The sequence below is a fragment of the Haloarcula sp. H-GB4 genome, assembly GCF_030848575.1.
In the GTDB taxonomy this organism is placed as follows: Archaea; Halobacteriota; Halobacteria; order Halobacteriales; family Haloarculaceae; genus Haloarcula.
The window spans coordinates 1,206,658-1,233,252 of record NZ_JAVDDX010000002.1; the positions used below are offsets into that span (position 1 = coordinate 1,206,658).

The 26,595-nt window shown below is 63.8% G+C and carries 25 protein-coding genes; 7 read left to right on the forward strand and 18 right to left on the reverse strand.

From position 1 onward, the window contains the following. Positions 1-5 precede the first annotated feature (5 nt). The gene (locus tag RBH20_RS14805; RefSeq protein WP_306709925.1) at positions 6-455 is read left to right on the forward strand and encodes a DUF123 domain-containing protein; all 450 of its coding nucleotides are present in this window, start codon (positions 6-8) and stop codon (positions 453-455) included. Here the strand turns inward: RBH20_RS14805 and leuS are convergent, their stop codons facing one another. The 5 genes from leuS to RBH20_RS14830 form a co-directional block, all read right to left on the reverse strand. Next, complete coding sequence (gene leuS, locus RBH20_RS14810) at positions 456-3,134, reverse strand: leucine--tRNA ligase (protein ID WP_306709927.1); 2,679 nt, start codon at positions 3,132-3,134, stop codon at positions 456-458. Positions 3,135-3,409: 275 nt separating this feature from the next. Beyond that, a complete protein-coding gene (locus RBH20_RS14815; protein ID WP_306710475.1) occupies positions 3,410-4,456 on the reverse strand; it encodes an ABC transporter permease in 1,047 nt (348 codons plus the stop codon). A 10-nt stretch (positions 4,457-4,466) separates the two neighbouring features. After that, positions 4,467-5,747 (reverse strand): ABC transporter permease, encoded by a 1,281-nt coding sequence (locus tag RBH20_RS14820; RefSeq protein ID WP_306709929.1) that lies wholly within the window; start codon positions 5,745-5,747, stop codon positions 4,467-4,469. Continuing rightward, positions 5,744-7,300 (reverse strand): ABC transporter ATP-binding protein, encoded by a 1,557-nt coding sequence (locus RBH20_RS14825; protein ID WP_306709931.1) that lies wholly within the window; start codon positions 7,298-7,300, stop codon positions 5,744-5,746. The genes RBH20_RS14820 and RBH20_RS14825 overlap by 4 nt, the downstream gene beginning before the upstream one ends. A gap of 166 nt (positions 7,301-7,466) precedes the next feature. Beyond that, the gene (locus RBH20_RS14830) at positions 7,467-8,630 is read right to left on the reverse strand and encodes a BMP family protein (protein ID WP_373567961.1); all 1,164 of its coding nucleotides are present in this window, start codon (positions 8,628-8,630) and stop codon (positions 7,467-7,469) included. Positions 8,631-8,787: 157 nt separating this feature from the next. On the opposite strand from RBH20_RS14830, the gene RBH20_RS14835 reads away from it, so the two are divergent. After that, positions 8,788-9,981 carry an inorganic phosphate transporter gene (locus RBH20_RS14835; protein WP_306709935.1) on the forward strand — a complete coding sequence of 398 codons (1,194 nt, stop codon included), beginning with the start codon at positions 8,788-8,790 and terminating at the stop codon, positions 9,979-9,981. A gap of 26 nt (positions 9,982-10,007) precedes the next feature. Here the strand turns inward: RBH20_RS14835 and RBH20_RS14840 are convergent, their stop codons facing one another. After that, entirely contained in the window at positions 10,008-10,439 is a 432-nt protein-coding gene (locus RBH20_RS14840) for a universal stress protein (RefSeq protein WP_306709936.1), read from the reverse strand. Positions 10,440-10,750: 311 nt separating this feature from the next. Next, positions 10,751-11,347, reverse strand: a complete 597-nt coding sequence (locus tag RBH20_RS14845; RefSeq protein WP_306709938.1) for a homing endonuclease associated repeat-containing protein — start codon at positions 11,345-11,347, stop codon at positions 10,751-10,753. A gap of 134 nt (positions 11,348-11,481) precedes the next feature. Between RBH20_RS14845 and RBH20_RS14850 the strand changes: the two genes are divergently transcribed. From RBH20_RS14850 to fer, 3 genes are all read left to right on the forward strand, one after another. Then, entirely contained in the window at positions 11,482-12,090 is a 609-nt protein-coding gene (locus RBH20_RS14850; RefSeq protein WP_306709940.1) for an IMP cyclohydrolase, read from the forward strand. Between the two features lie 82 nt (positions 12,091-12,172). Continuing rightward, positions 12,173-12,871, forward strand: coding sequence for a metallophosphoesterase (locus RBH20_RS14855; RefSeq protein WP_306709942.1), 699 nt, complete (start codon positions 12,173-12,175; stop codon positions 12,869-12,871). A gap of 90 nt (positions 12,872-12,961) precedes the next feature. Further along, positions 12,962-13,624 carry a ferredoxin Fer gene (gene fer / locus RBH20_RS14860; RefSeq protein WP_306709944.1) on the forward strand — a complete coding sequence of 221 codons (663 nt, stop codon included), beginning with the start codon at positions 12,962-12,964 and terminating at the stop codon, positions 13,622-13,624. A gap of 14 nt (positions 13,625-13,638) precedes the next feature. Here the strand turns inward: fer and RBH20_RS14865 are convergent, their stop codons facing one another. Beyond that, positions 13,639-14,814, reverse strand: coding sequence for an aspartate kinase (locus tag RBH20_RS14865; RefSeq protein WP_306709946.1), 1,176 nt, complete (start codon positions 14,812-14,814; stop codon positions 13,639-13,641). Positions 14,815-15,014: 200 nt separating this feature from the next. Between RBH20_RS14865 and RBH20_RS14870 the strand changes: the two genes are divergently transcribed. After that, positions 15,015-15,413 carry a hypothetical protein gene (locus tag RBH20_RS14870; RefSeq protein WP_306709947.1) on the forward strand — a complete coding sequence of 133 codons (399 nt, stop codon included), beginning with the start codon at positions 15,015-15,017 and terminating at the stop codon, positions 15,411-15,413. Between the two features lie 6 nt (positions 15,414-15,419). On the opposite strand, the gene RBH20_RS14875 is transcribed toward RBH20_RS14870, so the two are convergent. The 4 genes from RBH20_RS14875 to RBH20_RS14890 form a co-directional block, all read right to left on the reverse strand. Continuing rightward, positions 15,420-16,394, reverse strand: coding sequence for a YndJ family protein (locus tag RBH20_RS14875; RefSeq protein WP_306709948.1), 975 nt, complete (start codon positions 16,392-16,394; stop codon positions 15,420-15,422). Next, positions 16,391-17,065 (reverse strand): DUF4166 domain-containing protein, encoded by a 675-nt coding sequence (locus tag RBH20_RS14880; protein ID WP_306709950.1) that lies wholly within the window; start codon positions 17,063-17,065, stop codon positions 16,391-16,393. Before RBH20_RS14880 ends, RBH20_RS14875 begins: the two co-directional genes overlap by 4 nt. A 233-nt stretch (positions 17,066-17,298) precedes the next feature. Then, on the reverse strand, positions 17,299-18,690 hold the full coding sequence (gene thrC / locus RBH20_RS14885) for a threonine synthase (RefSeq protein ID WP_306709952.1): 1,392 nt from the start codon (positions 18,688-18,690) through the stop codon (positions 17,299-17,301). A gap of 65 nt (positions 18,691-18,755) precedes the next feature. After that, entirely contained in the window at positions 18,756-19,145 is a 390-nt protein-coding gene (locus tag RBH20_RS14890) for a helix-turn-helix domain-containing protein (RefSeq protein WP_306709953.1), read from the reverse strand. Positions 19,146-19,587: 442 nt separating this feature from the next. On the opposite strand from RBH20_RS14890, the gene RBH20_RS14895 reads away from it, so the two are divergent. Then, positions 19,588-20,565 (forward strand): orotate phosphoribosyltransferase, encoded by a 978-nt coding sequence (locus RBH20_RS14895; RefSeq protein ID WP_373567962.1) that lies wholly within the window; start codon positions 19,588-19,590, stop codon positions 20,563-20,565. 88 nt (positions 20,566-20,653) lie between these two features. Here the strand turns inward: RBH20_RS14895 and argF are convergent, their stop codons facing one another. The 6 genes from argF to lysX are packed head-to-tail and all read right to left on the reverse strand — an operon-like array spanning position 20,654 to position 26,543. Further along, the gene (gene argF / locus RBH20_RS14900) at positions 20,654-21,550 is read right to left on the reverse strand and encodes an ornithine carbamoyltransferase (RefSeq protein ID WP_306709958.1); all 897 of its coding nucleotides are present in this window, start codon (positions 21,548-21,550) and stop codon (positions 20,654-20,656) included. A 1-nt stretch (position 21,551) separates the two neighbouring features. After that, complete coding sequence (locus RBH20_RS14905; protein ID WP_306709960.1) at positions 21,552-22,613, reverse strand: [LysW]-lysine hydrolase; 1,062 nt, start codon at positions 22,611-22,613, stop codon at positions 21,552-21,554. Continuing rightward, on the reverse strand, positions 22,610-23,737 hold the full coding sequence (locus RBH20_RS14910) for an aspartate aminotransferase family protein (RefSeq protein WP_306709962.1): 1,128 nt from the start codon (positions 23,735-23,737) through the stop codon (positions 22,610-22,612). Before RBH20_RS14910 ends, RBH20_RS14905 begins: the two co-directional genes overlap by 4 nt. Further along, a complete protein-coding gene (locus tag RBH20_RS14915) occupies positions 23,734-24,594 on the reverse strand; it encodes an acetylglutamate/acetylaminoadipate kinase (RefSeq protein ID WP_306709964.1) in 861 nt (286 codons plus the stop codon). Before RBH20_RS14915 ends, RBH20_RS14910 begins: the two co-directional genes overlap by 4 nt. An 18-nt stretch (positions 24,595-24,612) precedes the next feature. Then, positions 24,613-25,650, reverse strand: coding sequence for an N-acetyl-gamma-glutamyl-phosphate reductase (gene argC / locus RBH20_RS14920; RefSeq protein WP_306709966.1), 1,038 nt, complete (start codon positions 25,648-25,650; stop codon positions 24,613-24,615). Next, entirely contained in the window at positions 25,647-26,543 is an 897-nt protein-coding gene (gene lysX, locus RBH20_RS14925) for a lysine biosynthesis protein LysX (RefSeq protein ID WP_306709968.1), read from the reverse strand. The genes argC and lysX overlap by 4 nt, the downstream gene beginning before the upstream one ends. Positions 26,544-26,595 lie beyond the last annotated feature (52 nt).

Below are 26,595 nucleotides of genomic sequence, written 5' to 3' on the forward strand. Positions count from 1 at the left end.
GGCGCATGCCTGGCGGAACCTACACGCTGGTTCTCGAACGGGGCACCAGCGGGCCGATTGCAGTCGGGGCGCTTGGTGAAATCACGTTCCCGGCAGGCTGGTACGCCTACACCGGGAGCGCGCTGGGTAGCGGCGGCTTCGGCCGCATCGACCGCCACCGCGCAGTCGCTGCCGGCGACAACGACACCCGGCACTGGCACATCGACTACCTGCTCGGTGACGTGGCGACGACCGTCGACCGGGTCGTCACAACCGAGGCCGATATCGAATGCGCCGTCGCCAAGCAGATCGACGGGCCGACAGCGGCGGGGTTCGAGGGTATCGACGCCTTCGGCTGTTCTGATTGTGACTGTCGTTCGCACCTGATACACCACGAGCAGCGGGAGAAACTGGTCGATGCGGTGACTGATGCCCACGAGGCCGCCCAAGAGGGGGCAGCAGCCGCGACCGAGTAGTCAGGAGATGTGAATCGCGGGCTTGTTCGGTCGCGCTTTGGCTGCGAGGTCGTCGTCGGGCGTGGCCCGCCGGACAACGACGTCACAGGCGAACTCGTCTTCGAACAGCCACGCGGCCTGCTGGAGCGTGTCGAGTTCGCGCTCGCCGTCGATAATTGGTTCGAGTCCCGCCCCGCGGTCGGCCAACCGGTCGGCGAAATCGGCGGCTGTGTCGCCGTGCTGTTTGATCGCTTCGTCAGCCATGATTTCACCGACGATGGCGTCGTCGGGGTCGGACTCGCGGGCGATCTCGTAGGCCCGGTACTTCCAGTCGGCGGCGACGACGAGTTCGATCTCGTTCGGTTCGTCGATGTCGACGACCTCCGTGATCTCGCGCACGTCGTCGATCGTTCGCCGAACGACCTGCCGCTCGATGCGGTAGTCGTCCACGTCCCGGAGCGGTTCCGGCCACCGACTCTCGGCGACGAGACCGTCCTCGTCGAGCAGTTGCCACATCTCCTCGGCGAGAAACGGCGCGATAGGCGCGACTAAGCCGGCGAGCACCCGCAGGCCCCGGCTGTAGGCGAACTGGTACGGGCGGTCGTAGCCCGCGTAGCGCCCAAGTAGCCGGGCAAAGCGCTGTATCTCGCCGATGACGCGATGGAAGCGAAAGCGGTCGTACTCCTCGGTGACCGCTACGATGGTCCGGTCAATTTCCCGCTCCAGATACGCGTCGTGGTCGGTGCTCTCAGTCCTGGTCTCCGTTCGGTCAGTGTATTCCGTGACAAGGCGATACAGCGTCTGCTGGAAGTCGTAGGCCGTCGAGACGTCCTTCACGGTCCACTCGAAGTCCTGCGAGGGATGGGCCGCCGAGAGGACGAACAGCCGCGTCGTCTCGGCCCCGTACTCGTGGGGCGCGATGTCGTTGCCCTTCGATTTGGACATCTTCTCGCCGCTGTGGAGCACCGTCCCCTGATTGATGAGCCGCTCGACCGGCTCCTCGCGGTCGAGCAGACCGATATCCGACAGGGCGCGGGTGAAGAAGCGGATATAAAGGAGGTGGAGGACAGCGTGTTCCTCGCCGCCGACGTACACGTCGACCGGGAGCCACTCGTCGGCAGTTTCCTGGTCGAAGGGAGCATCTTCGAAGTGTGGAGACAGGTATCTGAGAAAGTACCACGAGGAGTCGACGAAGGTATCCATCGTGTCCGTCTCCCGCACCGCGTCGGCCCCGCAGTCAGGGCAGGTCGTCTGCTTCCACTCGTCGGCCGCGTCGAGCGGGTTCCCCGTCGTCTGGACGTAATCGGGCAGTTCCACCGGGAGGTCTTCTTCCGGAACCGGGACGTGGCCGCAGTCGTCGCAGTGGACGATGGGAATCGGCGTCCCCCAGTAGCGCTGGCGGGAGATGAGCCAGTCCCGCAGGCGATAGGTCACCGCGGACTCGGTGGCCTCGTCCTCGCGTAGGCGCTCGCGGGCGGCGGAACTGGCGAGGCCGTCGTACTCGCCGCTGTTCGTGAGCATCCCGTCACCGGTGTAGGGCGCGTGTGGCAGATCCGTCCCGCTGCCGTCGACCGGTTCGACGGCCTGCTTGACGGGCAGGTCGTGTTCGTCGGCGAAGGCGTGGTCCTGCTCGTTGTGGGCCGGCACGCCCATGACCGCGCCCGTGCCCACATCGTCAAGGACGTAGGCCGCGACGTACACCGGCAGTTCCTCGCCGGTGTAGGGGTGGGTTGCAGTGAGGTCCGTCTCGACACCGCTCATCCCGGCGTCGTCCGTGCTCGCCACCGAATCCACGTACTCGGCGACATCGTCGTCTTCGTCTGCCAGCGCACGTGCGAGGTCGTGGCCCGGCGACAGCGCCAGATACGTCGCGCCGTACACCGTGTCGAGTCGCGTCGTGAACGCCTCAACGGTGTCGTGGTCGTCGTGGCTGACTGAGAAAGCGACGCGCGCGCCCTCTTGTCGACCAATCCAGTTACGCTGACTGTCCCGAACGCCGTCGGGCCACCCCTCGAGGTCGTCCAGCCCGTGATACAGCTCCTCGGCGTAGTCGGTGATGGCGAAAAACCACTGGTCGAGGTCGCGCTGCTCGACAGCTGTTCCACAGCGCCAGCAGACGCCGCCGCCCTGGGTGTGGCTGTGGCCGGTGCTGGCGGTCGTCCCGCCTTCGTCGGCTTCCGGCGGCGTTTCGACCTGCGCGTCAGCAAGCACTGTCTCACAGTCCGGACACCAGTTCACCGTCGCCGCGCCGTAGTCGACCAGCCCCTCGTCGTAGAACTGGGTGAACAGCCACTGGTTCCACTGGTAGTATTCTGGGTCACAGGTAGTGATTTCCCGGGACCAGTCGTAGCCAAAGCCCATCTCCTGGAGATCATCTTCCATCTGGTCGATACACGTCCGGGTCCAGGATTCTGGGTCAGTGTCCCGTTTGTAGGCCGCGTTCTCCGCCGGCAGGCCGAACGCGTCCCACCCCATCGGGTGAAGGACATCGTCGCCGGCCATCCGCCGGTACCGAGCATACGCGTCCGTAATGGCGTAATTTCTGATGTGCCCCATATGCAACGAGCCGGAGGTGTAGGGAAACATTCCCAGCACGTACGTCGGATCCGCAGCGTCGGTCGGGCACTCGAAAACGTCCTCCCGCTCCCAGGCCTGCTGCCAGTACTCCTGAACCCGAGCGTGGTCATATCGGCGCGACATTTACTATCTCGTCCTGTGCTTGCCGCGCACATCAGTGTTCGGCTAGGGAAGGCGGCTGGTCCCGATTGGACTGCTCCTGTGTACAGCCAGAAAGCCCCTGCTGTCTCGGCTCCCGCGCCTCGCTGTCGTTCGAGAGAGCGAAGCTCTCTCGTGATGACGAAAGACGCTTTGCGTCTTTCGAACCGCCCCCGAGTTCAGCAACCGGGGCTTTCTGGCTGTTCAAATTTGATCCACTACTGCGGGCAGAAACAAGCCCAGAAAAGATTGTTCCTAGTTCATTCCTCGCCAGACTCGTAGTGGTCACCGGCGGCTTCGGGCAGCCGCGTCTTGCCCACCAGAGCGAGCACGACGATGACGGCGACGAACGGAATGGTCTGGACCAGCGAATCGGGGACAGCGATGACATCGGCCGTCTGAAGACGCAACTGGACGGCATCAAGGCCGGCAAACAGCGTGGTCGACAGCAATGCGCCGACCGGGTTGTAGTTGCCGAACAGATATGCGACGATGGCGATGAACCCCTTGCCGTTGACCATCGTCGGGCCGTTGCCGGTGAACTGGCCAATGTTGATCGCCAGCGCGGCCCCGCCCATCCCCGAGAGGACGCCGGAGAGGAGCACGGCGGCGTATCGGACGCGAGACACGTCGACACCGGCGGTGTCGAGCGCTTTCGGGTTCTCGCCGGCGGCCCGGACCCAGCGGCCGAACGTGGTTCGGTTCAGGACGTACCACGACGCCGCCACGGCGAGGAACATAATGTAGACGGCGGGCGAGGCGTCGAACAGTGCGCCGAAGAACGGAATCTCGGCCAGCGTCGGGACCGTGATCGTGTCGAAAGTACCGACGCTACTGGTGTTTGGCCCACCGTAGAACACCTGCGAGGCGAACGGCGCGAGTCCGAGTGCAATGAGCCAGACGGCCAGCCCGGCGATAATCTGATCAGCGCGGAACTCGATGCAGACGACGGCGAATACGCCCGCGAGGAGCGTCGACGCGACGATGCCGACGAGGAACCCGAGCCACAGCGAACCGGTGGCGTCGGCTCCGAAGATGGCTGCGAAGGCTGAGATGATGAGCAGCCCCTCGAGCCCGATGTTGATGATACCGCTCTTCTCGGCGAAGATGCCACCCAGCGCGGCCAGCACGATCGGAACCGAGAGCCGCAGTGTCGAGGACAGCGTCGATTTCGAGGCCAGCACCCAGAATATCTGCCCGGGCGTCGACGCCGGCGCAAAGAGTCCGAATCCGGCAAGCACAGCCAGTGTGAGGAACGCTGCGGCGGCGATGAGGACCCGACTTGAAGCCGAGCGAAGTCGATCGATAGCGCTGTCGTTAGTCATCAGCACCACCTCCCGCGGTCGCGGCGGCCGGACTGTCTGGCTCACGCGTCGCGAGCCGCCGGCCGATGATACGGAAGAATTCCGGCATCGCGACGAACAGGATTATCAGTCCACGGAGGACGCCGACGAGCTGTGGCGGCACATTGGTCGCAAACGCCACCACGTTCGAGCCGGACTTGAGGACGCCAAAGAGCAGCGCGGCGAAGACGGCCCCGATCGGATTGTTGCCGGCAAGGATAGAGACGGTGATCCCGTCGAAGCCGTAGCTCGGAATGCCAGTCTGGAACTTTCCGAGGGTCATCATCACGAATACGGCCCCGCCGATGCCGCCCAGTGCGCCCGACAGCGTGAGCGAGGTCAGGATAGTCCGGGCGGAGTCGACGCCGCCGTACTCCGCGGCCGCGGGCTGGATACCGGCGGTCCGCAGGTCGTAGCCGAAGGCCGTGTGTTCGAGCAGGTAGTAGACGCCGCCGACGAATGCGAGTGCTATCAGGAGTGCGAGCAACGAGAAGTCCGTCCGCGGGTCGAACAGGATCGATGGGAACTGTCCCTCGACGGGCAGGGTCGGGGTCTGTGTCGCCTGGCTCGTCGGGTCGGCGAAGTGGTTTCGGACGAGATACAGCGTTACCCGAACAGCGACGAAATTGAGCATGATAGTTGTAATGACCTCGTTCGCGTCGGCGTAGGCTTTCAGAGCGCCGGGTATCGCACCGTAGAGGCCGCCGCCGATTGCGCCAGCAAGCAGCCCGAGCGGAATAAACAGGATGAGCGCGATCGTCCCAGAGACCAGCGAGCCGGCCCACAGCACTGTCAGTGCGGCTGCCAGTGCGCCGATGATAAGCTGGCCCTGCGTCCCGATGTTGAAGATGCCCGCACGGAACGCTAAGGCTACCGAAAGGCCGGTAAACACCAGTATCGTCGTCTCGCGTAGCGTCGCCGCGAACTGCGCGTTCAGCGGCGACCAGCTGCCGGCAAAGGGATCGCCCAGTGCGCCGAGGAACAGCCGGTTGAACACGTAGAACGGGTCGTAACACAGCGTCGTGGAACCGAAGGTGAGCACCGGCGACCGACACGTCGCCATCAGCCCCGCGGCAGTGACGATAACCGTCCCGACAACGAGAGAGAGCAACAGCGCCGAGACAGCGATGAGAATCCGCTCGCCGACTGAGGTCTGGCCCAGCCTGATGAGGCGCTGTCGGTACTGTGACCACCGGTCGTTTGAGTCCGATGTCGGCGGGTCGTCGCCGTTCCGCGACGGGCCGCTATCGCTCATTGATCGCCCTCCCCGTTCGCCGCGATGGTCGGGACGGCGTCAGGTTGCTGCCCGGCCATCAACAGCCCGAGCTGTTCTTCGGTCACACGCTCTGGATCCACGATATCGACAATCTCTCCCTCGTAGACGACAGCGAGGCGGTCGGAAAGCGACTGGACCTCATCAAGATTTGAGGAGATGAGCAACACGGCCCGGCCCGCCTCTCGGAGCGCGTTGATCTGGTCATGGATGAACTCCATCGACCCCACGTCCACACCGCGAGTGGGGTGGGAGGCAACGACGAGACGCGGGTCCCGCGCGAACTCCCGACCGACGACGAACTTCTGCTGGTTCCCGCCGGAAAGGGACTTGGCGTGGGCGTTGGCATCCGGTGGCCGAACGTCGTACTCTTCGATAATTTCTTCCGCGTGGTCGCGCGTGTGATTCCAGTCGATGCGCCCGTTCGAAGTGTAGTCGGCCGCGTGCTGGCTCCCCAGCAGGCCGTTCTCGACGAGATTAAAGTCCATCACCAGTCCACGCTCCTGTCGGTCTTCCGGGATGTAGGCGAGCCCGGACTCGATTCGTTCCCGGCGGCTGTCGGTGGTCCGGTCAACGTCGTCGTACATGATCGTTCCCTCGTCGGGCATCTGGAGCCCGGTAATCGCCTCGACCAGTTCCGACTGGCCGTTCCCATCGACGCCGGCGATGCCGAGTACCTCGCCGGCCCGGACGTCAAGCGAAATCCCGTCAACTGCGCGGACGCCCCGGTCGTCCTCCACAACGAGGTCCGAAACCTCAAGGATAGACCGGCCCGGCTCGGCTGGGTCCCGGTCGAGGTCCAGCAGGACTTCCCGACCGACCATCATCTCGGCCAGTTCTTCCCGAGTGATGTCGCCGGCCGGCACGGTCCCGACGTTTTTCCCCTCGCGCAGGACAGTGATTTCATCAGCAGCCTCCATCGCCTCGCCGAGCTTGTGCGTGATGAAGATAATCGTCTTGCCCTGGTCGGTCAGCTCTTCCAGCACGCGAAAGAGGTCTTCGACTTCCTGTGGTGTGAGTACTGCCGTCGGTTCGTCAAGAATCAGGACATCTGCGCCACGGTAGAGCGCTTTGAGGATTTCGACGCGCTGCTGGACACCGACACCGACATCTTCGATGCGGGCGTCGGGGTCCACGTCGAACCCATACCGTTCGGAGAGTTCACGGACCTGTTTTCGGGACTGTTCGCTGTCAACTGTGAGTCCAAGCCACTTGCGGGGCTCGTTCCCAAGCGTGATGTTCTCGGTGACGGTCATCGGATCGACCAGCATGAAGTGCTGGTGGATCATGCCGACACCTTCGTCGATGGCGTCGCGCGGCGAGTCGAACTGCTGTGTCTCGCCGTGCACGTTGACCGTCCCCTCGGTGGGCTGGTAGAGCCCGTAGAGGACGTTCATCAGGGTGGTTTTGCCCGCACCGTTCTCGCCGAGCAGTGCGTGAACCGTCCCCTTCTCGACCGCCAGATCGACATCGTCATTCGCGACTACCCCCGGAAACCGCTTTGTAATACCATCGAGGTGGACGGCCTGTTCCATACTCTGAGCCGTTACCTTCCCGTTGTTTTAACTTCACGGTTCCACATGTCTGCCAAAAATATGCGGCAATTACGTGTGTGGCCGCGGTGACTCTGTTGTAGATTTTGTCCGGATCGTTCCGACCGCAAAGCCGGAATGTGCCGGTAAATCGATCCAGCAATTCGCCTCAGGCGTTGTCGGGGTCAGTCGGCACGCTGATGTCGCCGCCGATGATGCTCTGGCGGACTTCGGACACCTCGTCTTTGACGCTCTGTGGGATTTCCGAACCGAGCTGCTGACCGTACACCGCTTCAACGCCGTTCTGTTCGAGGCCGAGGGTGTTCACAGTGCCGCCCTCAAAGTTGTCATTCGTTGTCGACTCAACGGCAGTGTAGACGGCGTTATCGACCCGTTTGACCATGCTCGCGAGGATAATATCGCTGAAGTTCTCTTTCGTGACCGACTGGTCACGGTCGACGCCGACTGCGAAGCGCCCGGCCTCCTGAGCCGCACGGAACACGCCAGTTCCGGTGTTGCCGGCCGCATGGTAGACAATGTCCGCACCGGATTCGTACATCGAGAGGGCCGCCTCCTGCCCGCCGGAGGGATCGTTGAAGTCGCCGACGTAGGCTGACTGGATGTCGACGTCCTCCTCTGCGTGCTTGACGCCGGCTTTGTAGCCGGCTTCGAAGCGACCGATGAGGTCACCCTCGACGCCGCCGACGAAGCCGACGCTCGCGGAGTCACTCTGCGTGGAGCCGGCTCCAGCCGAGAAGTCCTGACTGGTCAGCTTCGCGGCCATCAGCCCGATGAGGAACGAGCCCTGATGCTCACCGAACACGTACGAGCCGACGTTGTCCGCGTCAACGACGGAGTCAACGATCATGAAGTCCTGCTCGGGGTACTGTTCAGCGTTCTCGGTGAGGGCGTCCGCCTGCAGGAAGCCGATACAGCAGATGAGGTCGTAGTTCGGGTTCGAGGACTGCGCATACTGTTGCTGGAGGCTGCCGAAGTCCTGTACCGCTTCCGGCTGCGACTCATCGTATTCGATGTTTAGCTCGTCTGCTGCCCGGATAGCGCCGGTCTGAGCCTGATCGTTGAACGATCCGTCACCGAGCCCGCCCGTCGCGTACACCATTCCGATACGAGCAGCCGGACCGCTGTCACCGTCGCCACCGTCCCCGCCATCGCTGTCGGTGTCGCCGCCGCTGCCGTCGCCGCCATCGCCACCGAGGCAGCCGGCTAACCCGATTGCGGTTGCGGTACCAACACTACTGATGAACGTGCGCCTTCGCTGTGACATGTCCCACCAGCGGTGTCGATAGGCGTTAAAGACTTCGGTGTCGCACATTAGCCACAACGGCGACAAATCATGGCAAGGCGGGCCGATCACCGTTCGACGCCGACGCCGCGGACATTTTATGTACTGGGTGTGAACGGCTGGCAATGACAGTCTGGTCGCGTTCACACAGCAACAACTGGCAGGCCCCAACGGGGCCCGGCACGCGGTGACCCCCGTCGTCTTCTGGGCGCTAGTCGCCCTCGCGACGATCACCGGGCTGGTGACGGCCTGGACACTCGGTGCGAACAGCAACTCACCGCCGTTCGCGCCGGCTATCGGTGCGAACGCCATCTCGACGATGCGTGCTGCCTTCCTGATCGGCATCCTCGCCGCGATGGGGGCACTGACCCAGGGCGGGAGCATTTCGGAAACGGTCGGCGCCGGCCTCATCGACGGTGCCACGATCACATCGCTCGCAGCCGTTGCCGGACTGTTGACCGCGACGGGGTTCATGGCGTTTGGAATCTACTCGGGCTACCCCGTTCCGGCGGCGTTCGCGACGACGGGCGCGATGGTCGGCGTCGGCCTCTCGCTCGGCGGGCAGCCGGTGTTCGACACTTACCGTCGCATCGCCATATTCTGGCTGCTCGTCCCACCTGTGTCGGGGAGCTTGGCCTACCTCACCGCGACAGTGTTGCGCCGGGACGACATCCCCGAAACGGTCGGTGTCCCGCTGCTCGCCGGCGTCGTCGGGGGTATCGTCGCCAATGTCCAGTTGAGCATCATCCCGTCGCCCGCTGGCACCGAACAGGGCTCGCTGGCCGGCTTTGCTGCAATGGTCGCTGGAACGGATATCGCCGCCGTCGCCGCGACGCTACTAGTCGCCGCCGGGAGCTTTTACTACATCCGCCGGCAGACCCAGGCCTCCGTCGACAAGGGCATCAAGACCTTTCTCGTCGTTCTCGGCAGCGTCGTTGCCTTCTCTAGCGGCGGTAGTCAGGTCGGCCTCGCGACCGGGCCACTGGAGAACCTTTACCGCGCAGAACTCGGCCTGCCCGGAGTCGTGTTGCTGGCGCTCGGCGCAGTGGGTATCCTCGGCGGTGCGTGGATGGGCGCGCCCCGCCTGTTACAGGCGACCTCCCGCGAGTACGCGCAACTCGGCGTCCGCCGCTCCATCGCGGCGCTGGTCCCCGGCTTCATCATCGCGCAGGCTGCCATCGCGCTGGGTATTCCCATCTCGTTTAACAACATCATTATTTCCGGCGTCATCGGCGGCGGCCTGGCCGGCGGCTCCGCCGGCGTCTCTCGCCGGAAAATAGGTGTGACTGTCGGGTTCTGGCTCATCACGCTCGCCACTAGCGTCGTAATCGGCTTCGGCGTGTATCAGGTGCTGGAAGCGATCCTCGGGAGCCAGGTCTGAGAAGGGTAGGGGCGGCCAGCCACGCGTTACCGGACGACCGTCACCGTCACCGGCGCTTCGCTGACGACCGCCGTCGCAACGGTCCCCAGCAGCCGCCGGGCAATCTCGTTTCGCGTCCCGCCGTGGCCACCCATCACCACCTGATCCACGTCAGCCTCCTCGACGTAGTCCAGAATCGTTTCGGCCGGGTCACCGGTCTCGACGGCCGTCTCGACCTGTTGGCCGGCCTCGCTGGCCAGCTGTGATGCCCGGTCGACGAGTTCCGTTGCCCGCTCGTCGGCGGCCGCTTGGCGCTCCGCATCTGGTTCGAGTAAGCCGCCTTCGCTCATCCCCGTATCGAGCGGCGCAACGACGTTCAGGACCGTAATCCGGCAGTCGAACGTCTCCAGCGCGTACGTCAGCGCCTCATCAGCCAGCGGTGAGCCGTCCAGCGGGACAAGGACGTGTGTCGGTGTCATATGTTTTCTCTGGGAGGTAGCTACAAGTAGCAAGGGGCAAGCCGGTGCTTGCCAGACCCGTGTCACACCTGTTCCGCATGGGTTCGAGCCAGAGGAAGACTCGCTTCGCTGTGCGCGACTGGCAGGGTTCGAGTTCGTAGCTACAATCTCATGGCTCGTGAGTGAGCTCGCGACAAAAATAGTCCATCCTGGATTCGAACCAGGGTCGAAGCCCCCAGAAGGCTTCAGGATTGGCCTCTACCCCAATGGACTGATTACAATATTCAGTATCCGGCTGCCGTATTTCAGTGTTGCGGAGTCAAGCGGCTATGTCACTCATCGCCATCCACCTGCCCGGCTGTTGTCGGTCGAACCCCAGTCGGAACCTCATGATGTTCTTTTCTATGGCAGTTAGCACAGAGGATGTCACACTTGTCCATCTCAGCGCGGAGCTTCGACTTCGAGAAGCCGTATGTGATCATCTTGGAGATAGTCATCTCTTTGTCTGTATCGTCGCGATGGTGAAAGTCAAGACACGCTGGATCAGCCTCTCCACAGCGACAGCAGCCGTCACTATCTCGTTTGTACTCATACACCCATGCCCGGTGTTTTGCCCGCCGGTTCAGGGTTCGTTGTTGATTCCGGTCAGCGTTTTTGTAGTGCCATCGCTGGTCCTGAGAAAGGTCAGCCCACGAAGAACCATTGGGGAGCGAAACGTCGGCAGGTTTCGTACCGAGTCGAGAACCACGAGGATGATTGGTCTCTAATCCGGCAGCCTTCTTCGCACCGTTCCAGCTATCCATCACCCGCTGAATCGTGCCAGATGCCGGCGTCACGCCAAGCTCCTCGTACTGCGCTTTCGTCGGCGACTCACCTAGTACCACAGCGGCACTGCGGAGGGCTCGAACACAGTCCTCTTCGCTTGTCACGATGTCAATTTGTCATAGAATTGTATTTCAAATTACCTTTTTCGGCGGTCACAAAATGGTCTAAGCGAACGGCTACTGTGACACCACGAACGAACATCGACAGCGCTTTTTCGGGGTGCTGTGCACACTCTCGTATGTACGTTGGACGATTCGTCGTCGTCAGTCCCGAGGTCGGCGCGTACCGCGTCTCCTCGCGCTCGTTCCCCAACCGCCAGGCAGTCCAGCGCGACGGGACAGTGACCGTCGAGCCAACGCCAGACGCGCCAGAGACGGACAACCCATACATCTCCTACAACGGGGTCCGGGTCACCGAGCACGGCGCAGTCGTCGGCAACGGCTCCCACGTCGACCCCATCGCCGAAAAGCTCGAACTTGGCTATCCGGCACGGGACGCCATCGCGGAGCCGCTCCTCTCGCTCGACTTCGAGAAGGATGACTACGATACGCCGCGGGTCGCCGGTATCGTCGGCGTCGACGCGGCGGACCCGACGACGAACGCCGACGGGCCGGGCGCAGTTATCGGGACTGTCCGTCGGGACGCGCTGCTCGTCGAGGAAGTCACCGAGCCGACGCTGGTGGCGACATACGAGGAGAACAGTCCAACAGCGTTCGATCTGGCCGCGACCGACGCCGGCGAGGTAGCCCGCGAAGTGTACGACCACGAGTACGAGCACGCCGTCTGTTCGGCCGGCGTCGCGGGGTCGGCAAGCGAGTTCGACGTGGCAGTGTACAACGGCGAGTGAGCGGATGACCGCGAACGCACGGCGGACACAAATACTGAGCCAGGACTGACACTCAAGACCCCACAGGGGGTAGACACTAGTAATGAAACTCGGTATCCTCTCTGACATCCATGGCAATCGGGTGGCGCTCGCGGCGGTGCTTGCGGATATGCCGCCAGTTGATGGGCTGGTCTGTGCGGGCGACGTAGTCGGCTACAACCCCTGGCACGCCGACTGTGTCGACGCGATGCGCGGACACACCGACGCGCTCCCTGCGGACGTTCCCTGGCCGACCGAAGAAGTGCCAACGGTGATGGGCAACCACGACAGAGCCGTCGCTGCCGAGACGCCGTTCGCGTTCAACGGGATGGCGCAGGCCGGCGTCGAACACGCCACAGAACAGTTGTCCGACGAGCAGATCGAATGGCTGGCGGCGCTGCCCGACGAGCGCCGCGTCAGTGACAATCGAGTGAAACTCGTCCACGGCCACCCCGACGACCCGGACCACTACACATACCCCGAGGAGTTCGGCCCGGACCTGCTAGGCGACGAGGACGTGCTCGTAATGGGTCACACGCACCATCAGCACCACGAGGTGTACGAGGACGGTATCGTAATGAACCCCGGCAGCGTGGGCCAGCCCCGCGACAAGGACCACCGGGCCGCCTACGCCGTGCTCGACCTTGCAGAGATGACTATCGAGGAGCACCGTGTGGCCTACGATACGAGTGCGGTCATCGACGCGGTTACCGACGCTGACCTGCCGCGGCAAATCGGCTTCCGACTGACGCAGGGCCGGTAGCCACAGGAACGGCACGGCGTCCGTCGCCGGCAGCCTGCAGATACTGCAGCGGGACGAGAGAATTTATGTCCGTGACCGCTACTGTGTGGCGTGGAATCCCCATTCGAGGTCCTCGGAATCGCGCCGGACGCCGACGACGGGGAGATCGTCGACGCGTACCGCGAGCGGGTGAAAGAAGCACACCCTGATCAGGGCGGGTCAGCGGCTGAGTTCCAGACAGTCAAGACGGCCTACGAGCGACTGCAGAACGGATACGATCCTGGGGACCCACTTCCCGATGAAACATCGGAACCCGAACCCGAGGCTGAAGAGGCCCCGCCGGAACCGGACGACCCGATGGTGGAGTTTCTCAACTTCGAGGTGCTGGAGGACCACGGCTGGACGCTCGAAGACGAGGACCTGTTCGCGAAAGCCGCCGACGCGAACCTGCGGTCGACTGATTTCGGGCGGTTCTACGTCGACCCGAACGACACGTTGCTGGAAGCGGCCGAAAAGAACGGCTTTGCGTGGCCGTTTGCCTGCCGCGGCGGCGCGTGTACAAACTGCGCGGTGGCAGTCGTCGACGGCGAGATGCCCTCGCCGGCGAGCCACATCCTGCCGCCTGAACTCACAGAGAAGGGGATTCGCCTGTCGTGTATCGCCGCACCGGTGTCTGACGACGCGAAAATAGTCTACAACCTGAAACACCTCCCCGAAGTCAGCGAACTCCTGCTTCCCGCGAGCCGGTTCGAGCAGGCCTCCTCAACCGATTAAAAAGAACCCAGCGCTCAGAACACGTCCTGCACGAGCGAGAGGGCTTGTTCGCGGTCCTCCCACGGGACAAACACGGAAACCGACGTCGCGGACGTAATCACGTCGTAGAGATGGATATGGGCGTCGGCCAGCGGTGCAACGACCTGATGGGCGAGCGCCGACTGGCTCGGGTCGCCGCCGGTGACGCGGATGACGGCGATCTCGTCCTCGACGGTGACCGACGAGAGCGTCTCGTCGTCAACGATACGGGCGTGCAGCAGTGCTTCGGCCTCCTCGGCGTCGTCTTCGTCGACGTAGAACGTCAGCGAATCCATCCCCGAGGAGTTGGCCTCGATGTTGATCTCCTCGTCAGCGATAGCGCCCGACAGGTCCGCGAGAATGCCCGGGCTGTTACGGATAGCGCGGCCGGCGACGGTCACGCAGGCGATAGGCTGTTCCTGCAGGTCGATAAGGTTCTGGAACTCACCCTCGATGGACGTGCCACCGGCGAGTAAGTCGCCGTGCTGGTAGTGGACGACGCGAACGCCGAGGTCATCGCTCTTGTAGGACAGCGCCGACGGCGCGACCACCTCGGCCCCGCGGAACGACAGTGAGCGGAGTTCATCCACAGAGATTTTGCCGACGTTCCGAGCGCCTTCGACGACGCGTGGGTCCCCGGTCATGACGCCCTCGACGTCGGTGACGATGACGACTTCGTCGGCGTCCATGTAGTCGCCCATCATCACGGCGCTCGTGTCGGAGCCACCACGACCGAGCGTCGTCACGTTGCCCTGGTAGTCCTCCGCGAGGAAGCCGGTAATGACCGGGACGACGTCCTTGAGCTGGCCGGCCAGCGCGTGGGCGCGCTTCTGTGTCTCCTCAACGTCGACCTCGCCGTACTCGTCAGTGATGATCGGCCAGTCCTCGCTGCCGGGTTCGAGGAAAACAGCCTCGATGCCGCGGGCAGCGAGTGCCCCTTTGAGCATTCGGACGGAGGTCCGTTCACCCATGGAGACGATCTCCGCGCGGTCCGCGGAGTCTGCGTCGTAGTTGATCTCGTCGAGCAGTTCGTCGGTTGTGTTGCCCATCGCAGAGGCGACGATAGCGACTTCGTGGCCCTGCTGGACGGCAGCGGCAATCGAGTCTGCGGCCCGGTTGATTCGGTCGCCGCTACCGAGGCTCGTCCCACCGAATTTGGCGACTACGCGCATGCTACCACCGTGTCCGTGTGTACGTGAACCATTGCCCTCGCGTTATCCGTCGCTCGGGATAACTGTGTTCATCTGTGACTGCATCTCACTGTTGACAGCGACCGGAGATTCCGTCGTGTGAAGCCCTACTGCCGCGAAGGCGGACGCGGTCCGGCGCGTCCGACACACCGTTTATTTGCGTGGGGTTCCCACGCACATGTATGCATATCCGCGACGCTATTGAGGATGACGCCGAGCGACTGGCCGCCCTCGCTGACGGGCCGCCGGACGTGATGCGAAACCTCGTCCACGACCGGACCGTCCGCGTGGCCGAGGAAGACGACAGCATTGTCGGGTTCGTGAGCTTCGACGCCGAACGTGGGACCGTCCACGTGACACAACTGGCCGGGTCAAGCGACGCCTGCGAGGAACTCCTGACCGACCCGATCGAGTTCGCGCGCCGGGAACACATGACGGTCGAACTACTGCTCCCGGAGAACGAATCGCAAGTCCAGACCGCTGTCGAGGCGGTCGGGTTCACCTCCACCGGAAACGGTCCCCGGTTCGACGGACAGGAGACGACGCGCTACCGGTTAGAACCGGAGCGAGCAGAACACTGACCACCGTCAGGGGATCGAAAGCCGCCAGCCGAGCGTCGCACACAGCCCGAACCCGAAGGCGTTGAGCGAGCCGTGGAGCGCAACCATCGTCGAAATCGTCAACCCCAGTGATTGGCCGGTGAACGTCGAGACACCGTAGCCGAGCGCGAGCGCCATTGAAACGGGAAGTGCGACTGCCGCGATGCCGAGCGCGAGCCCCTGTGGTCGGGGACAGGTCGAGACGACGCGGCGCAGGACGACAATGCCGAAGGCCGCGACAGCGACGGTAAAGAGACTCACTGCGACGACCTCCACCAGCGGCGAGAAGGCGATTCCGGCCGCGATGAGTGCCGGCCCGACGAGGATGACACCGACAACGGTTCGGAATCCCGGCGAGTGGTCACCGAGATGTCGGCCAGTCAGTCCTGTTGCGAACGGAAGGACGAACCCAGCATAGTGGAAGTGGACTGCCGTCAGTCGGATGATGACGCGGTCGAACCAGAGCGTCAGGTCGAGATGGGCCAGCAGGAGCGCGACCGCACCCACTGAGACGTAGGCGAAGCCAGCGTCGATAGCGGTCTCCGGGAGCACCAGACCGCCCCGAATCCGAGTCCGTGCAAGCGCCGCGAGTCCGAGGAGGCCGGTGACAGCCAGCCACGGCGTTGCGAGCACGGCAGCCAGCGGTGCTGGTGACGGGACGATCAGCGAGACCGCGAGCAGGAGCGCGCCGACCGGCTGGAGCCAGATGGCAGCGGTCGTGAACCGACTGGCAAGCGCCTCGAACGCCCCAGTCACTGCAGTTCGGAGGGCGAGCGGGACCAGCACGAGCGGCGCGAGCGCGAGCGCCCGTTCGATAGCGTCCAGTTCGCCGGTAGCCGTCATCACCAGCCAGACCACTGCGCCAAACACTGCACTCAGGTCTGCCACGGCGAGGCCGCCGAGAGACGGCTGGGCGACGCTGTCGAGTGCTGGCTTCCGGGACTCAGCGGCGCGGTCGCTCATCGCGGCGGGAGTCGGTCGAGTCCACGGACGATTCGAAAGTCATCGGGCGTCCCGTCGCTGGCAGTCTGGTCCTGCGTGAACGTTCCACGGTAGCCGAGCATGTGTCCCACGAGGTCGTTCTCGACGGTCGCAGTGACGTGGTAGCGTTCGTCGTCCGCGTTGTAGCGGTCGCGCACCTCAACGTCGGCGGCCAGCGGCCCCGGCAGGGGAACGTAGCGGTCTCCCAGACGAGCCCACTGGCGTCCGCCGGCGACCACGAGGGCCCCATCCTCGACCCGCGGGTGGAGTTCGCTGGCGATCCGGCCGTGTGTTCCCAGAAAATCGAGCAATCGCTCGGCCTCGGCGTCCCAGACGGTCAGCGAGTCGAACAGCCGGGTGGTGTCGCCGAATTCGAAGGCGCGGCGGGTCGTCATGGCCTCGTGACCACCGTCCGTCGTATAGGCGACCGTCGTCACCGAGAACGGCACGTCCTCGCCGGCTTCGGGGAACAGCATATTCTGGGTCGTCATCGCGTACAGCGCCGGCAGGACCAGCGTTCCACGGGTAATATCCATCTCGCCACGGCCGACACAGACCGTCCCGTCGTCCGGAGCGAGGCTGTACCGGTCACGGACCTTTGGGTGGAGGTCAGCCGCGGCCTCGCCCAGCGCCCGCTCGTAGACGCCCGTCACAGCACTCCCCCGGCCGGTGGCGTCCCCAGCGCAAGCGGCGTCTCGACAGCAGTGTTCCGGCACGGCACTCCCGACGCGCCCCGCGTCTGTGCGTCCATTGGTTAGCTGTTCCCGGGGGAGATGGATATTTCTACTGGGTAGAAGACGGAAAATACTGAGCAAAGAGCCAGCACAGTCAGTTTTCGACCAGAAAGTCGAGCAGAGCCTCGTTGTTGGCGGCCCGTTCGCTCAGATTATTTTTTCGAGCGGAATTTGCGGTAGAGATACGCAACGCCAAGACTGCCGGCGACCAGCGTCGGGACCAGCGGCGCGTCGGCAACCTTCGACACCTGTCGCCGAACCGTCTGAGTGACTGACGACGGTTCTTCGATGAGGTCCAGCACGGCCTCGGTGCTGTTAGCGACCGGCTCCGGCTCGTTCCCGGCCTCGGCGGCCGCTTCGGGGTCTTTGAGCAGGTGGCCTGTGGTCAGGCAGACGACCGACTCGTCGCTGTCGACCTCGCCCTCGCGCCGGAGTTTCCGGAGGCCGGCGACGGAAGCGGCAGAGGCCGGTTCGACGCCGACGCCTTCCCCGGCGATGTCGCGCTGTGCTTCGGTAATTTCCTCGTCCGAGACGGCGACGGCAGTGCCGCCGGTCTCCCGGATGCCCGGCAGCGCCTTCGGCGCGTTGACCGGATTGCCGATGCGGATGGCGGTCGCGCGGGTCTCGACTTTCTCCCAGCGGCGGGTGTCCTCGTATCCGTTCTCGATGGCCTCGACCATCGGAGCGGCTCCCTCGGCCTGCACACCGGTGAGTTTGGGCACCTGCTCCTCGGTTATCGCGCCGGCCTTGACGAGTTCGCGGAAGCACTTGTACAGCGCCGCGGTGTTGCCAGCGTTGCCGACCGGCAGGACGATGCGGTCCGGATACTCGCCGTTGTCGGCGTAGAACTCCTCCATGATCTCCAGCCCGATAGTCTTCTGGCCCTCCAGACGGAAAGGGTTCAGCGAGTTCAGCAGGTAGGCCTCGCCGCGGGCGGCGAGGTCCTGCACGATGTCGAGACACTGGTCGAAGTTGCCGTCAACCTCCAGAATCCGGGCCCGGTGGAGGCTTGCCTGTGCGATTTTGCCAGCCGCGACCTTCCCGGCGGGCAGGAGAACGAGCGTCTCCATTCCGCCGCGAGCGCCGTAGGCTGCAAGCGCCGCGGACGTGTTGCCCGTCGAGGCACAGGCCAGTCGGTCGACGCCGACTTCCTGAGCGACCCGGACACCGACGGTCATGCCGCGGTCCTTGAACGAGCCGGTGGGGTTCATCCCCTCGTGTTTCACGCGGAGCGCGTCGACACCGATGTCGTCTTTCAGGCGAGGCATCTCGTGCAGCGGGGTATCACCCTCTGGGAGCGTGACGCCCTCCTCGAAGGGCAGGGCGGCGTTGTACCGCCAGACCCCCGAGCCCTCGAACTCGTCGAAGGTCGGCAAGTCGTCGTAGCGGACCTCGAGCAGGCCATCACAGTCGTCGCACGTGTAGCGAATCGCGTCGAAGGGAGCGAACGTCTCACCACACTCGATACAGGCCAGCCAGACGCCGTCATCGGCAACCGGCGGCACATCGTCGGTGAGTTGCAGGTCAGCCATTGTCGGGACCATGCCCCCAGTGGGCAAAAGTCGGACGGTTGTCGGCCATATCGTCGGCGCTCACGGTGCGGCGGCTATCACTCGCTGGGGCTAGCGTCGAATTCGTCGATACGGTGATGGACCGCGGCAGTCCACTCGTCGAGGGTCTCGTGCATCAGTTCGCGGGCCTCCGACAACGGTGTCGCAGTGTACTGGTAGACGTGGCCGCCGCCGTCAAGCAACCGCCGTTTCCGCGTCGCGAGCCCCTTCTCGCGGAGCGTTGACAGCGACCGGTTGACGTTCGAGCGGTCCCGGCCGAGTTCGTCAGCGAGTTCTTCGACAGTACTTGCAGGTGTCTCAAGTAATGTCTGATACGTCCGTACCTCGTGTTCCTGAACGCCGAAGACGGAAGCCATCACATCTGAGAGATTCGGTTCGTCGTCGACCATCAGCTCGTGGAACTGGTTCGGAGACGGGTTGACAGACATACCCATTTGTATTATTCCAATCCCGATAAACTGGGCCGTTACCTCAACCTCACCGCTATGGCACCGGCCCTGACCGCGTCCATCCGATTCCGAGCCGTCGGCGATAGCTCGGGAACCATATCCCTGTGGCCAGTTGACATATATCAAACTGAGTACTGTTTCAGTTTGAACGCACAGCTAGTAAGATTCTAGCAACAACTAATACTGTGAGAACCATTGTCAACCGTATCGAAAAGGGCACTGTTTCAGGTGGAGAATTGCTCTAAGACGGAATCATGGCTGTCGGAAAGGATAGTTACGCTCGTTTTACTCTCTTTTTGAGTTACAAATCAAAAGAGTTAAAACTCGCCAACTGGTGTCAGTTAAAAAGAAGTAAGCGTATTTCTCCTCGTAGTGCCCAAGTTGCGATGAGGACGCTACTACTTCCCGATCCTAGAAACCAATGAATTACAGGAGTTTCGACCATCTCAGTTCGGATACGCAGGAATGGATCGTCGATCTACCGGACGACTTGGATCTGATCGTCGGAATACCCAGAAGCGGAATGTTAGTGTCGAACTTACTCTCACTGCATCTCAATCTCCCGATGACGGATATCGACGGGTTACGGGAGGGGAGACTCCTACAGACGGGGGAACGATACGACGGCGAGTTCGACCTCTCGAAGTTCTCGAAGATACTAGTCGTCGACGACACCGTCTATACCGGAAGCGAAATGACCGGCGCGCAGTCGACAATCGACGGGTTCGATCTGTCCGCGGACGTGTACTACGGCGCTGTGTACGTGGACGAGGGCTCCGAACAGTTCGTCGATACGTATGCCCAGACCTTGGCGTTCCCGAGAGTATTCGAGTGGAACATGATGCACCACGACTTCCTCGAGGACTCCTGTGTTGACCTGGACGGTATCCTCTGTCGCGACCCGACACCCGAAGAGAACGACGACGGGCCGAAATACCGGGAGTTTCTTTCGACTGTCGATCCGATCTGTGTTCCCTCGGTGGAAATCGGGCAGATCGTCACCTGTCGGCTGGAGAAGTACCGCAACGAGACTGCCGCCTGGCTTGACGAACACGGAATCGAGTACGACGAACTGGTGATGATGCAGTATCCGGACAAGGCCACACGGGTCGCCGCAGGCAACCACGGCGAGTACAAGGCCACGGTGTACCAGTCCTCGGATGCCAAACTGTTCATCGAGAGCTCACACTCTCAGGCGCGGACGATTGCCATGCAGACGAGCAAACCCGTCTACAGCAAGGAGCAAAACCGGATGCTCCAGCAGGGGTATCTGAACCGCGTCGCCAGAAACGGCCAGATGTCTATTGAAGCTGTCAAATCTGACCCACTCAGATACGTCGAACAGCTTAGGGCAGACCCCGTCGACTTCGTCAAGCGGGCTTCGTCGGTGTTTCTCTAGACCACGTTTTCCCGGTTTGGTGAGCGCTACACGCGCACATTCGCGCAAAGCATGGGGAAAAGCCGTCCCCTACTTCGCTCGGGACGGTCTACGCCTGCTCAGCTAACCACGCGAGCAGCCCCTTCTGAGCGTGCAGGCGGTTCTCCGCCTGATCCCACACGACGGCGTTCTCCGACTCGATGGCGTCGTCGGTGACCTCCTCGCCGCGGTGGGCGGGGAGGCAGTGCATGAATGGTCGGTCCCCGAGCAGATCCGTCGTGATCTGGAAGCCCTCGAAGTCTTCGAGTTTCTGGCCGCGCTGGTCCTCCTGTCCCATGCTGACCCACACATCTGAGTACACCACATCAGCGTCAGCCACGGCGGCTTCTGGGTCGTGGGTCGTCTCAGGCGCGTTACCGAAGCCGGCGGCACGGGCGGCCACGTTGTCGGAGATGCCGTAGCCCTCCGGCGTTGCGACAGTGAGGTCGAGGCCAACCATCGCCGCGCCGATGACGAACGACTGGCAAACGTTGTTGCCGTCGCCGACCCACGCCACTGAGACATCCTCGAAACCGCCGAACCGCTCGCGGATGGTCAGCAGGTCGGCGAGCGTCTGGCAGGGGTGGGCGTCGTCGGTCAGGCCGTTGATGACCGGAACTTCGGCGTACTTGGCCAGTTCCTCGGCGTCCGCGTGGTCAAACACGCGGGCCATGATGAAATCGACGTAGCGCCCGAGCGCACGGGCGGTGTCTTTCACCGGTTCGCCGTGGCCCAGATGGATGTCGTCGGGACCGAGGAACACGGCGTGGCCGCCCAGTTGCGTCATCCCCGTCTCGAAGGAGACTCTGGTTCGGGTCGACGGCTTCTCGAATATCATGCCGAGCGTCTGCTGATCGAGCAGGTCACTCTGACTCCCCTCGCCGTGGTCGGCCTTGATAGCCGCGGCACGGTCGAGGACGGTCGCCAGTTCGTCGGTCGTGAGGTCGTCGACGTCGAGTATGTCCATGTCAGTCCTCCAGCAGGCGTTCGGTCGCGGTTTCGAGCACCGCGACGGAGCGGTCGTACTCGTCGAGCGGGAGGTGCTCGTTCGGTGCGTGGTCGAGGTCCGAGTCGCCAGGCCCGTATGTCACCATCGGACAGTCCCACGTCTTCGCGTAGACGTTCATGTCGCTGGTGCCGGTCTTGCGGAGCAGCGTGGGCTCGCCGCCCACCTGCCGAATCGCGGCCCGGAACGCCCGAGCAGCGCTGGTCCGGGGGCTCTGCATCACCGGCTCGACCTTGTCGTCCCAGTTGACCGTGCCGTTCTCCAGGAACCCGTCGGCGATTTCGCGGATCTCATCGGTGCTGTACTCCGGTGGGACCCGAAGCTGGACGTCCATCGTCGCCTCGACGGAGAGCCCGTCGCTCGACGTGCCGCCCTTGAAGTCGACTGGCTTGCAGGTGACGCGCTCGAAGACGGGGTGCCACTCGTCCGTGGCGAACTCGTCGTCGACCGACGACCACCAGTCGATAGCGTCCTGAATGGCGTTGTTCTCCGGGCGCGAGGAGTGGCCGGACTCGCTGGTAGCAACGTATGTCCCGGCCAGCAGCCCGCGATATCCCAGCGTGATGCCCTCCCAGCCGGAGGGTTCGCCGTTGATGACGGCACCGGGTGCCGACTCGCGGTCCTCGACGAGGAATCGAGCGCCTTTCGAGTCGACCTCCTCGCCGACGACGCCGACGAAGGAGGCCCCGGTGCGGACGGCCGCGACGGCCATCGCACATAGCGGCCCCTTCGCGTCGACGCTTCCGCGGCCCCAGAGCACGTCACCCTCATCGCCCTCCTCGACGCGAACCGGGATGTCGCCCGGGACAGTGTCGATGTGGGAAGTGAGCAAGACGCCGTCGTCAGCGGGCGCGCGGACGTTACCGACCTCATCAAGCCACGCCTCGCGGCCGTGGGCCTCGAAGAACTCGACTAACCGTTCGGCGGCCTCCGTCTCATTCCGCGAGACAGACGGGATGCGGACGACAGCTTCGAGCAGGTCACGTGCCTCGGTGTCAGCCTCGGGCGTCGCGGCTTCGCTCATCCCACCACCTCCGCCATCGCGTCAACGACGGCGTCGGCGTGGTCCTTGTCAATGGTCAGTGGCGGGAGGAGACGGATAACCGTGCGGCCGGCCGGCAGCGCGAGCACCTGATGGTTCAACGCGAGCTTTTTCAGCGCCGCGTTCGCCCCGCGGCCGACCTCGACACCGATCATCAGCCCCTCGCCGCGGATGTCCCGCACGTCGTCGCCGATAGCTGCTTCCAGTTCAGTCAGGAGGTAATCGCCGATAACAGCGGCGTTGCCGGGCACCGAGTCCTCGATAATGGTCGAGACCGTTGCGCCGGCAGCCGCCGAGATGACCGGCCCGCCGGAGAACGTCGAGGCGTGGGAGCCGTAGTTCTCAGCGATCCAGTCGCGACACAGCGTCGCGCCGATGGGGAGGCCGTTGCCCAGCCCCTTCGCCGCGGTTATCATGTCCGGCGCAACGGCAGCACGTTGGGAGTTCCACAGCGCACCGGTCCGGCCCATTCCGGTCTGGACCTCGTCGAAGATGAGCGCGGCCCCGGCATCCTCGGTGATCTCCCGGGCGTCTTCAAGATAGCCGTCCGAGGTGGGGTTGATGCCGCCTTCACCCTGAACCGGTTCGACAATGAACGCGGCGGTATCCTCGTCGACAGCCTCGTCGAGCGCCTCGCTGTCGTCGTAGGGGACGAACTCCACATCGCCTATGAGCGGCTCGTAGGGTTTCTTGTACTTGTTCTTCCACGTGGTCGCCAGCGCGCCCATCGTCCGGCCGTGAAAGCCCTGCATCGTCGCGACAATCTTGGAGTTGCCGGTTGCCGACCGGGCGAACTTCAGCGCGGCCTCGTTGGCCTCGGTCCCGGAGTTACAGAGCCAGGTCTTGTCGATCGGGTCCGGTGCAGTCTTTGCAAGCAGGTCGTACAGCGCCGTCCGTTCGGCGTTCGGGTACGACGCCTGGACGTACGTGATCTTCTCTAGCTGCTCGCTGACGGCGCTCTGGACCGCCGGGTGCTTGTGGCCCAGCGGGACACAGGCGTAGGACGCGCCCATGTCTAGGTACTCTGTGCCGTCGTCGTCGTAGACGTAGGCACCGTCGCCACGTTCGATCTGGATAGGTTTCTCGTTGAAGACGAATCCGCTCATTGTTCCTCCGTCGCTGTCTGGTCTGTGTCCTGTTCGAGTGCGCTCGCGTGAACGTGGGTTCCGCCGCCGTCAAGCGCCGAGAGAATCGGTGACTCGGCGTTGGCGTCGGCCACCACGACCTCCGATGCGCCGCCGTCGAGCGCCTCCTCGGCGGCCATGATTTTCCGGCCCATGAATCCCTCTGCAGCGTCTTCAAGAGCGTCCCAGTCGCTTGCCGTCTCGACCGATTCGATGAGCGTCGACGGGTCATCGGGGTCCGCGTAAACGCCCTCCACGTCAGTCAACAGCACCAACTGTGCGTCGAGTTCGCCGGCGATGGCCGCCGCCGAGCGGTCGGCGTCGGTGTTGACGGGAATTACTTCACCGTCGTCGTCCCCGGCCATCGGCGGTGCCGCAACGGGCGTGTAGCCATCCGCAAGCAGCGACTCAAGCAGGTCGCCGTTGACCTGCTTGGTCGTGCCCGAGTGGTCGCCGCGGCGAATCTTCTTTTTCCCGTCCTCGACGACCCGCACTGCGGACTTCCGCGGTCCGTAGAGCAGTTTGCCGTCGACGCCGGTGAGACCGACCGCGTCGACGCCCTCGCTCTGGAGGCCGGCGACGAGCTGGGTGTTGAGATGCCCAAAGGCCATTTCGAACACCTCCATTGTGGTCTCGTCGGTGAACCGGCCGACGACGCCCGACGGCGTCTCGACGTATTCGGGCTCGACGCCGAGCCGTTCGAGCGTCTCATCGACTTTGGTGGAGCCGCCGTGTACCACGACGACCTGCTCACCATCGGCCACTAACGATGCCACGTCCGCAAGCGCCCCCGCAGGGTCGACCGCGCGAGCGCCACCGACTTTGATAACGACTGTCATAAGAACTCAGGTCAGGGGTTACGGTGCGCCGACGGGGTGGAGCCCCTGGAACTCTAGGCCCGCCGTCTCTTCAATGCCGAGGGCGACGTTGGCCGCGTGGACGGCCTGGCCCGCCGACCCCTTCATCATGTTGTCGATGGCCGAGAACACGACTAGCCGCTTGTTGCCGGGGTCGAGTTCGAAGCCGACCTCGGCGCGGTTCGTCCCCGCGACCGACTTCGGTTCGGGGTAGCGGTAGACGCCACCGCCGCCGGCGACGAGTTCAACGAAGGGTTCGTCCTCGTACTCGCCGCGGTAGGCTCCCCAGAGGTCGCCTTTCGAAACAGGCCCCTCGGGGAAGACGTGACAGGTCGCGCTCGCGCCGCGGATCATGTCCACCGCGTGGACGGTAAACGACACGTCGATGCCGAGGAACTGCTGAATCTCGGCCTCATGGCGGTGGCCCGTGGGCGCATACGGGCGGACGACGCCCGAGCGCTCGGGGTGGCTCGAGGCCTCGCCGCCGCCGGCCCCGCCCTCGCTGGAGCCGACCTTCACGTCGACGACGATCTGCTCGTCGCCGGAGAGGATATCGGCCTCGAACAGCGGGAGCAGGCCAAGAATCGTCGCCGTGGCGTTACAGCCGCCGGAGGCGATGAGGTCCGCGCCTTCGAGGTTGTCGCGGTTGAGTTCCGGCAGCGCGTACTCGCTCTGTTCGAGCAGGTCCGGGCGCGTGTGCCCGTCGTACCACTCGTCGTACTGGGCCTCGCTATCGAGCCGGAAGTCCGCTGAGAGGTCGACGACCGTGCCGGCGGCCTCTTGGAACGCGTCGATCTGCTCCATCGAGACGCCGTGGGGCGTCGCGGCGAACAGCACGTCGACCGACTCCAGGTCCGACGGCGAGGAAAACCGCAGGTCCGAGTGGCGAAGGTTCGGGTGCGAGTGCCCGATGGTTTTGTTCTCCTTCGAGCGGCTGGTCGCCTGCGCCAGTTCGAACTCGGGGTGGCCGTCCAGCAGGCGGAGCAGTTCACCGCCCGTGAAGCCGGAGCCGCCAACGACGCTTGCCGTGTACGTCATGCTGTCACCTCGGCGTCGGCATCCGTCGCCGCCTTCTGTTCGAGCCAGTCGACGACCTTCGCGGGCACGTCCACGTCGGTGACCTCGTTCAAGGCCTTGAACTCGACAGTGTGGTTGACCTCGTGAACCGTGTAGTCCTCGAACTCTCCACTTTCCTCATCGATACCGACTTCCATCAGATCGATTCCAAGCAGCCCGCCACCGACCGCGTCGGAGGCCTTCTCGACCAGTTCCAGCGCGCGGTCGTCGAGTTCGAACTCGGCGGTCTCTGCGCCCTTGGCGGCGTTGGTGAGCCAGTGATCCGAGGAGCGCACCATCGCCGCAATGGGTTCGCCGTCGACAGCCAGCACGCGCATGTCGCGGCCGGGTTTTTCGACGAACTCCTGTACGTAGAAGATCTTGTGCTCGTAGTGGCCGAGTGTCTCCTTGTGTTCGAGGATAGCCTCGGCGGCCGAGCGAGAGTCGATCTTCGCCATCAGGCGACCCCACGAGCCGACGACCGGCTTCAGGACGCAGGGGTAGCCGAACTTCTCGATGGATTCCAGCGCGGCGTCCTTCGTGAACGCCACGTCGGTGTTCGGCGTTGGTACGCCCGCGGCCTCTAGCGCGAGGCTGTTGTTGACCTTGTCCGCGCAGGTGTCGGCGACCTCGGGGCCGTTGACCACGGGCACGCCGTAGGCCTCCGCGAACTTCGTCGCGTACACGCTGCGGCTGGTCGCCAGACAGCGGTCGACGACGATGTCCAGATCCTCGAAGGCCTCGGGGGCCTCGTGGATGTTGAACTGCTGTTTGCGAACGTCTATCTTCTCGATCTCGTGGTCGCGCTCGCGCAGTTCCGACAGGAGCAGCTTCTCGTCCCGGCGGATGCGCGAGTAGAGGAGTCCGACTTTCATACTGAGTCCTCCGTGGGTTCGCGGCTCGCAGCGCCGAGCGCCACGGTCACGT

Bases quoted from the DNA above. Each gene is read 5' to 3' on its own strand.
- RBH20_RS14805 (WP_306709925.1), top strand. From the start codon at position 6: ATGCCTGGCGGAACCTACACGCTGGTTCTCGAACGGGGCACCAGCGGG.
- leuS (WP_306709927.1), bottom strand. From the start codon at position 3,134: ATGTCGCGCCGATATGACCACGCTCGGGTTCAGGAGTACTGGCAGCAG.
- RBH20_RS14820 (WP_306709929.1), bottom strand. From the start codon at position 5,747: ATGAGCGATAGCGGCCCGTCGCGGAACGGCGACGACCCGCCGACATCG.
- RBH20_RS14825 (WP_306709931.1), bottom strand. From the start codon at position 7,300: ATGGAACAGGCCGTCCACCTCGATGGTATTACAAAGCGGTTTCCGGGG.
- RBH20_RS14830 (WP_373567961.1), bottom strand. From the start codon at position 8,630: ATGTGCGACACCGAAGTCTTTAACGCCTATCGACACCGCTGGTGGGAC.
- RBH20_RS14840 (WP_306709936.1), bottom strand. From the start codon at position 10,439: ATGACACCGACACACGTCCTTGTCCCGCTGGACGGCTCACCGCTGGCT.
- RBH20_RS14850 (WP_306709940.1), top strand. From the start codon at position 11,482: ATGTACGTTGGACGATTCGTCGTCGTCAGTCCCGAGGTCGGCGCGTAC.
- RBH20_RS14855 (WP_306709942.1), top strand. From the start codon at position 12,173: ATGAAACTCGGTATCCTCTCTGACATCCATGGCAATCGGGTGGCGCTC.
- RBH20_RS14865 (WP_306709946.1), bottom strand. From the start codon at position 14,814: ATGCGCGTAGTCGCCAAATTCGGTGGGACGAGCCTCGGTAGCGGCGAC.
- RBH20_RS14870 (WP_306709947.1), top strand. From the start codon at position 15,015: ATGCATATCCGCGACGCTATTGAGGATGACGCCGAGCGACTGGCCGCC.
- RBH20_RS14875 (WP_306709948.1), bottom strand. From the start codon at position 16,394: ATGAGCGACCGCGCCGCTGAGTCCCGGAAGCCAGCACTCGACAGCGTC.
- thrC (WP_306709952.1), bottom strand. From the start codon at position 18,690: ATGGTCCCGACAATGGCTGACCTGCAACTCACCGACGATGTGCCGCCG.
- RBH20_RS14890 (WP_306709953.1), bottom strand. From the start codon at position 19,145: ATGTCTGTCAACCCGTCTCCGAACCAGTTCCACGAGCTGATGGTCGAC.
- RBH20_RS14895 (WP_373567962.1), top strand. From the start codon at position 19,588: ATGAATTACAGGAGTTTCGACCATCTCAGTTCGGATACGCAGGAATGG.
- argF (WP_306709958.1), bottom strand. From the start codon at position 21,550: ATGGACATACTCGACGTCGACGACCTCACGACCGACGAACTGGCGACC.
- RBH20_RS14905 (WP_306709960.1), bottom strand. From the start codon at position 22,613: ATGAGCGAAGCCGCGACGCCCGAGGCTGACACCGAGGCACGTGACCTG.
- RBH20_RS14910 (WP_306709962.1), bottom strand. From the start codon at position 23,737: ATGAGCGGATTCGTCTTCAACGAGAAACCTATCCAGATCGAACGTGGC.
- RBH20_RS14915 (WP_306709964.1), bottom strand. From the start codon at position 24,594: ATGACAGTCGTTATCAAAGTCGGTGGCGCTCGCGCGGTCGACCCTGCG.
- argC (WP_306709966.1), bottom strand. From the start codon at position 25,650: ATGACGTACACGGCAAGCGTCGTTGGCGGCTCCGGCTTCACGGGCGGT.
- lysX (WP_306709968.1), bottom strand. From the start codon at position 26,543: ATGAAAGTCGGACTCCTCTACTCGCGCATCCGCCGGGACGAGAAGCTG.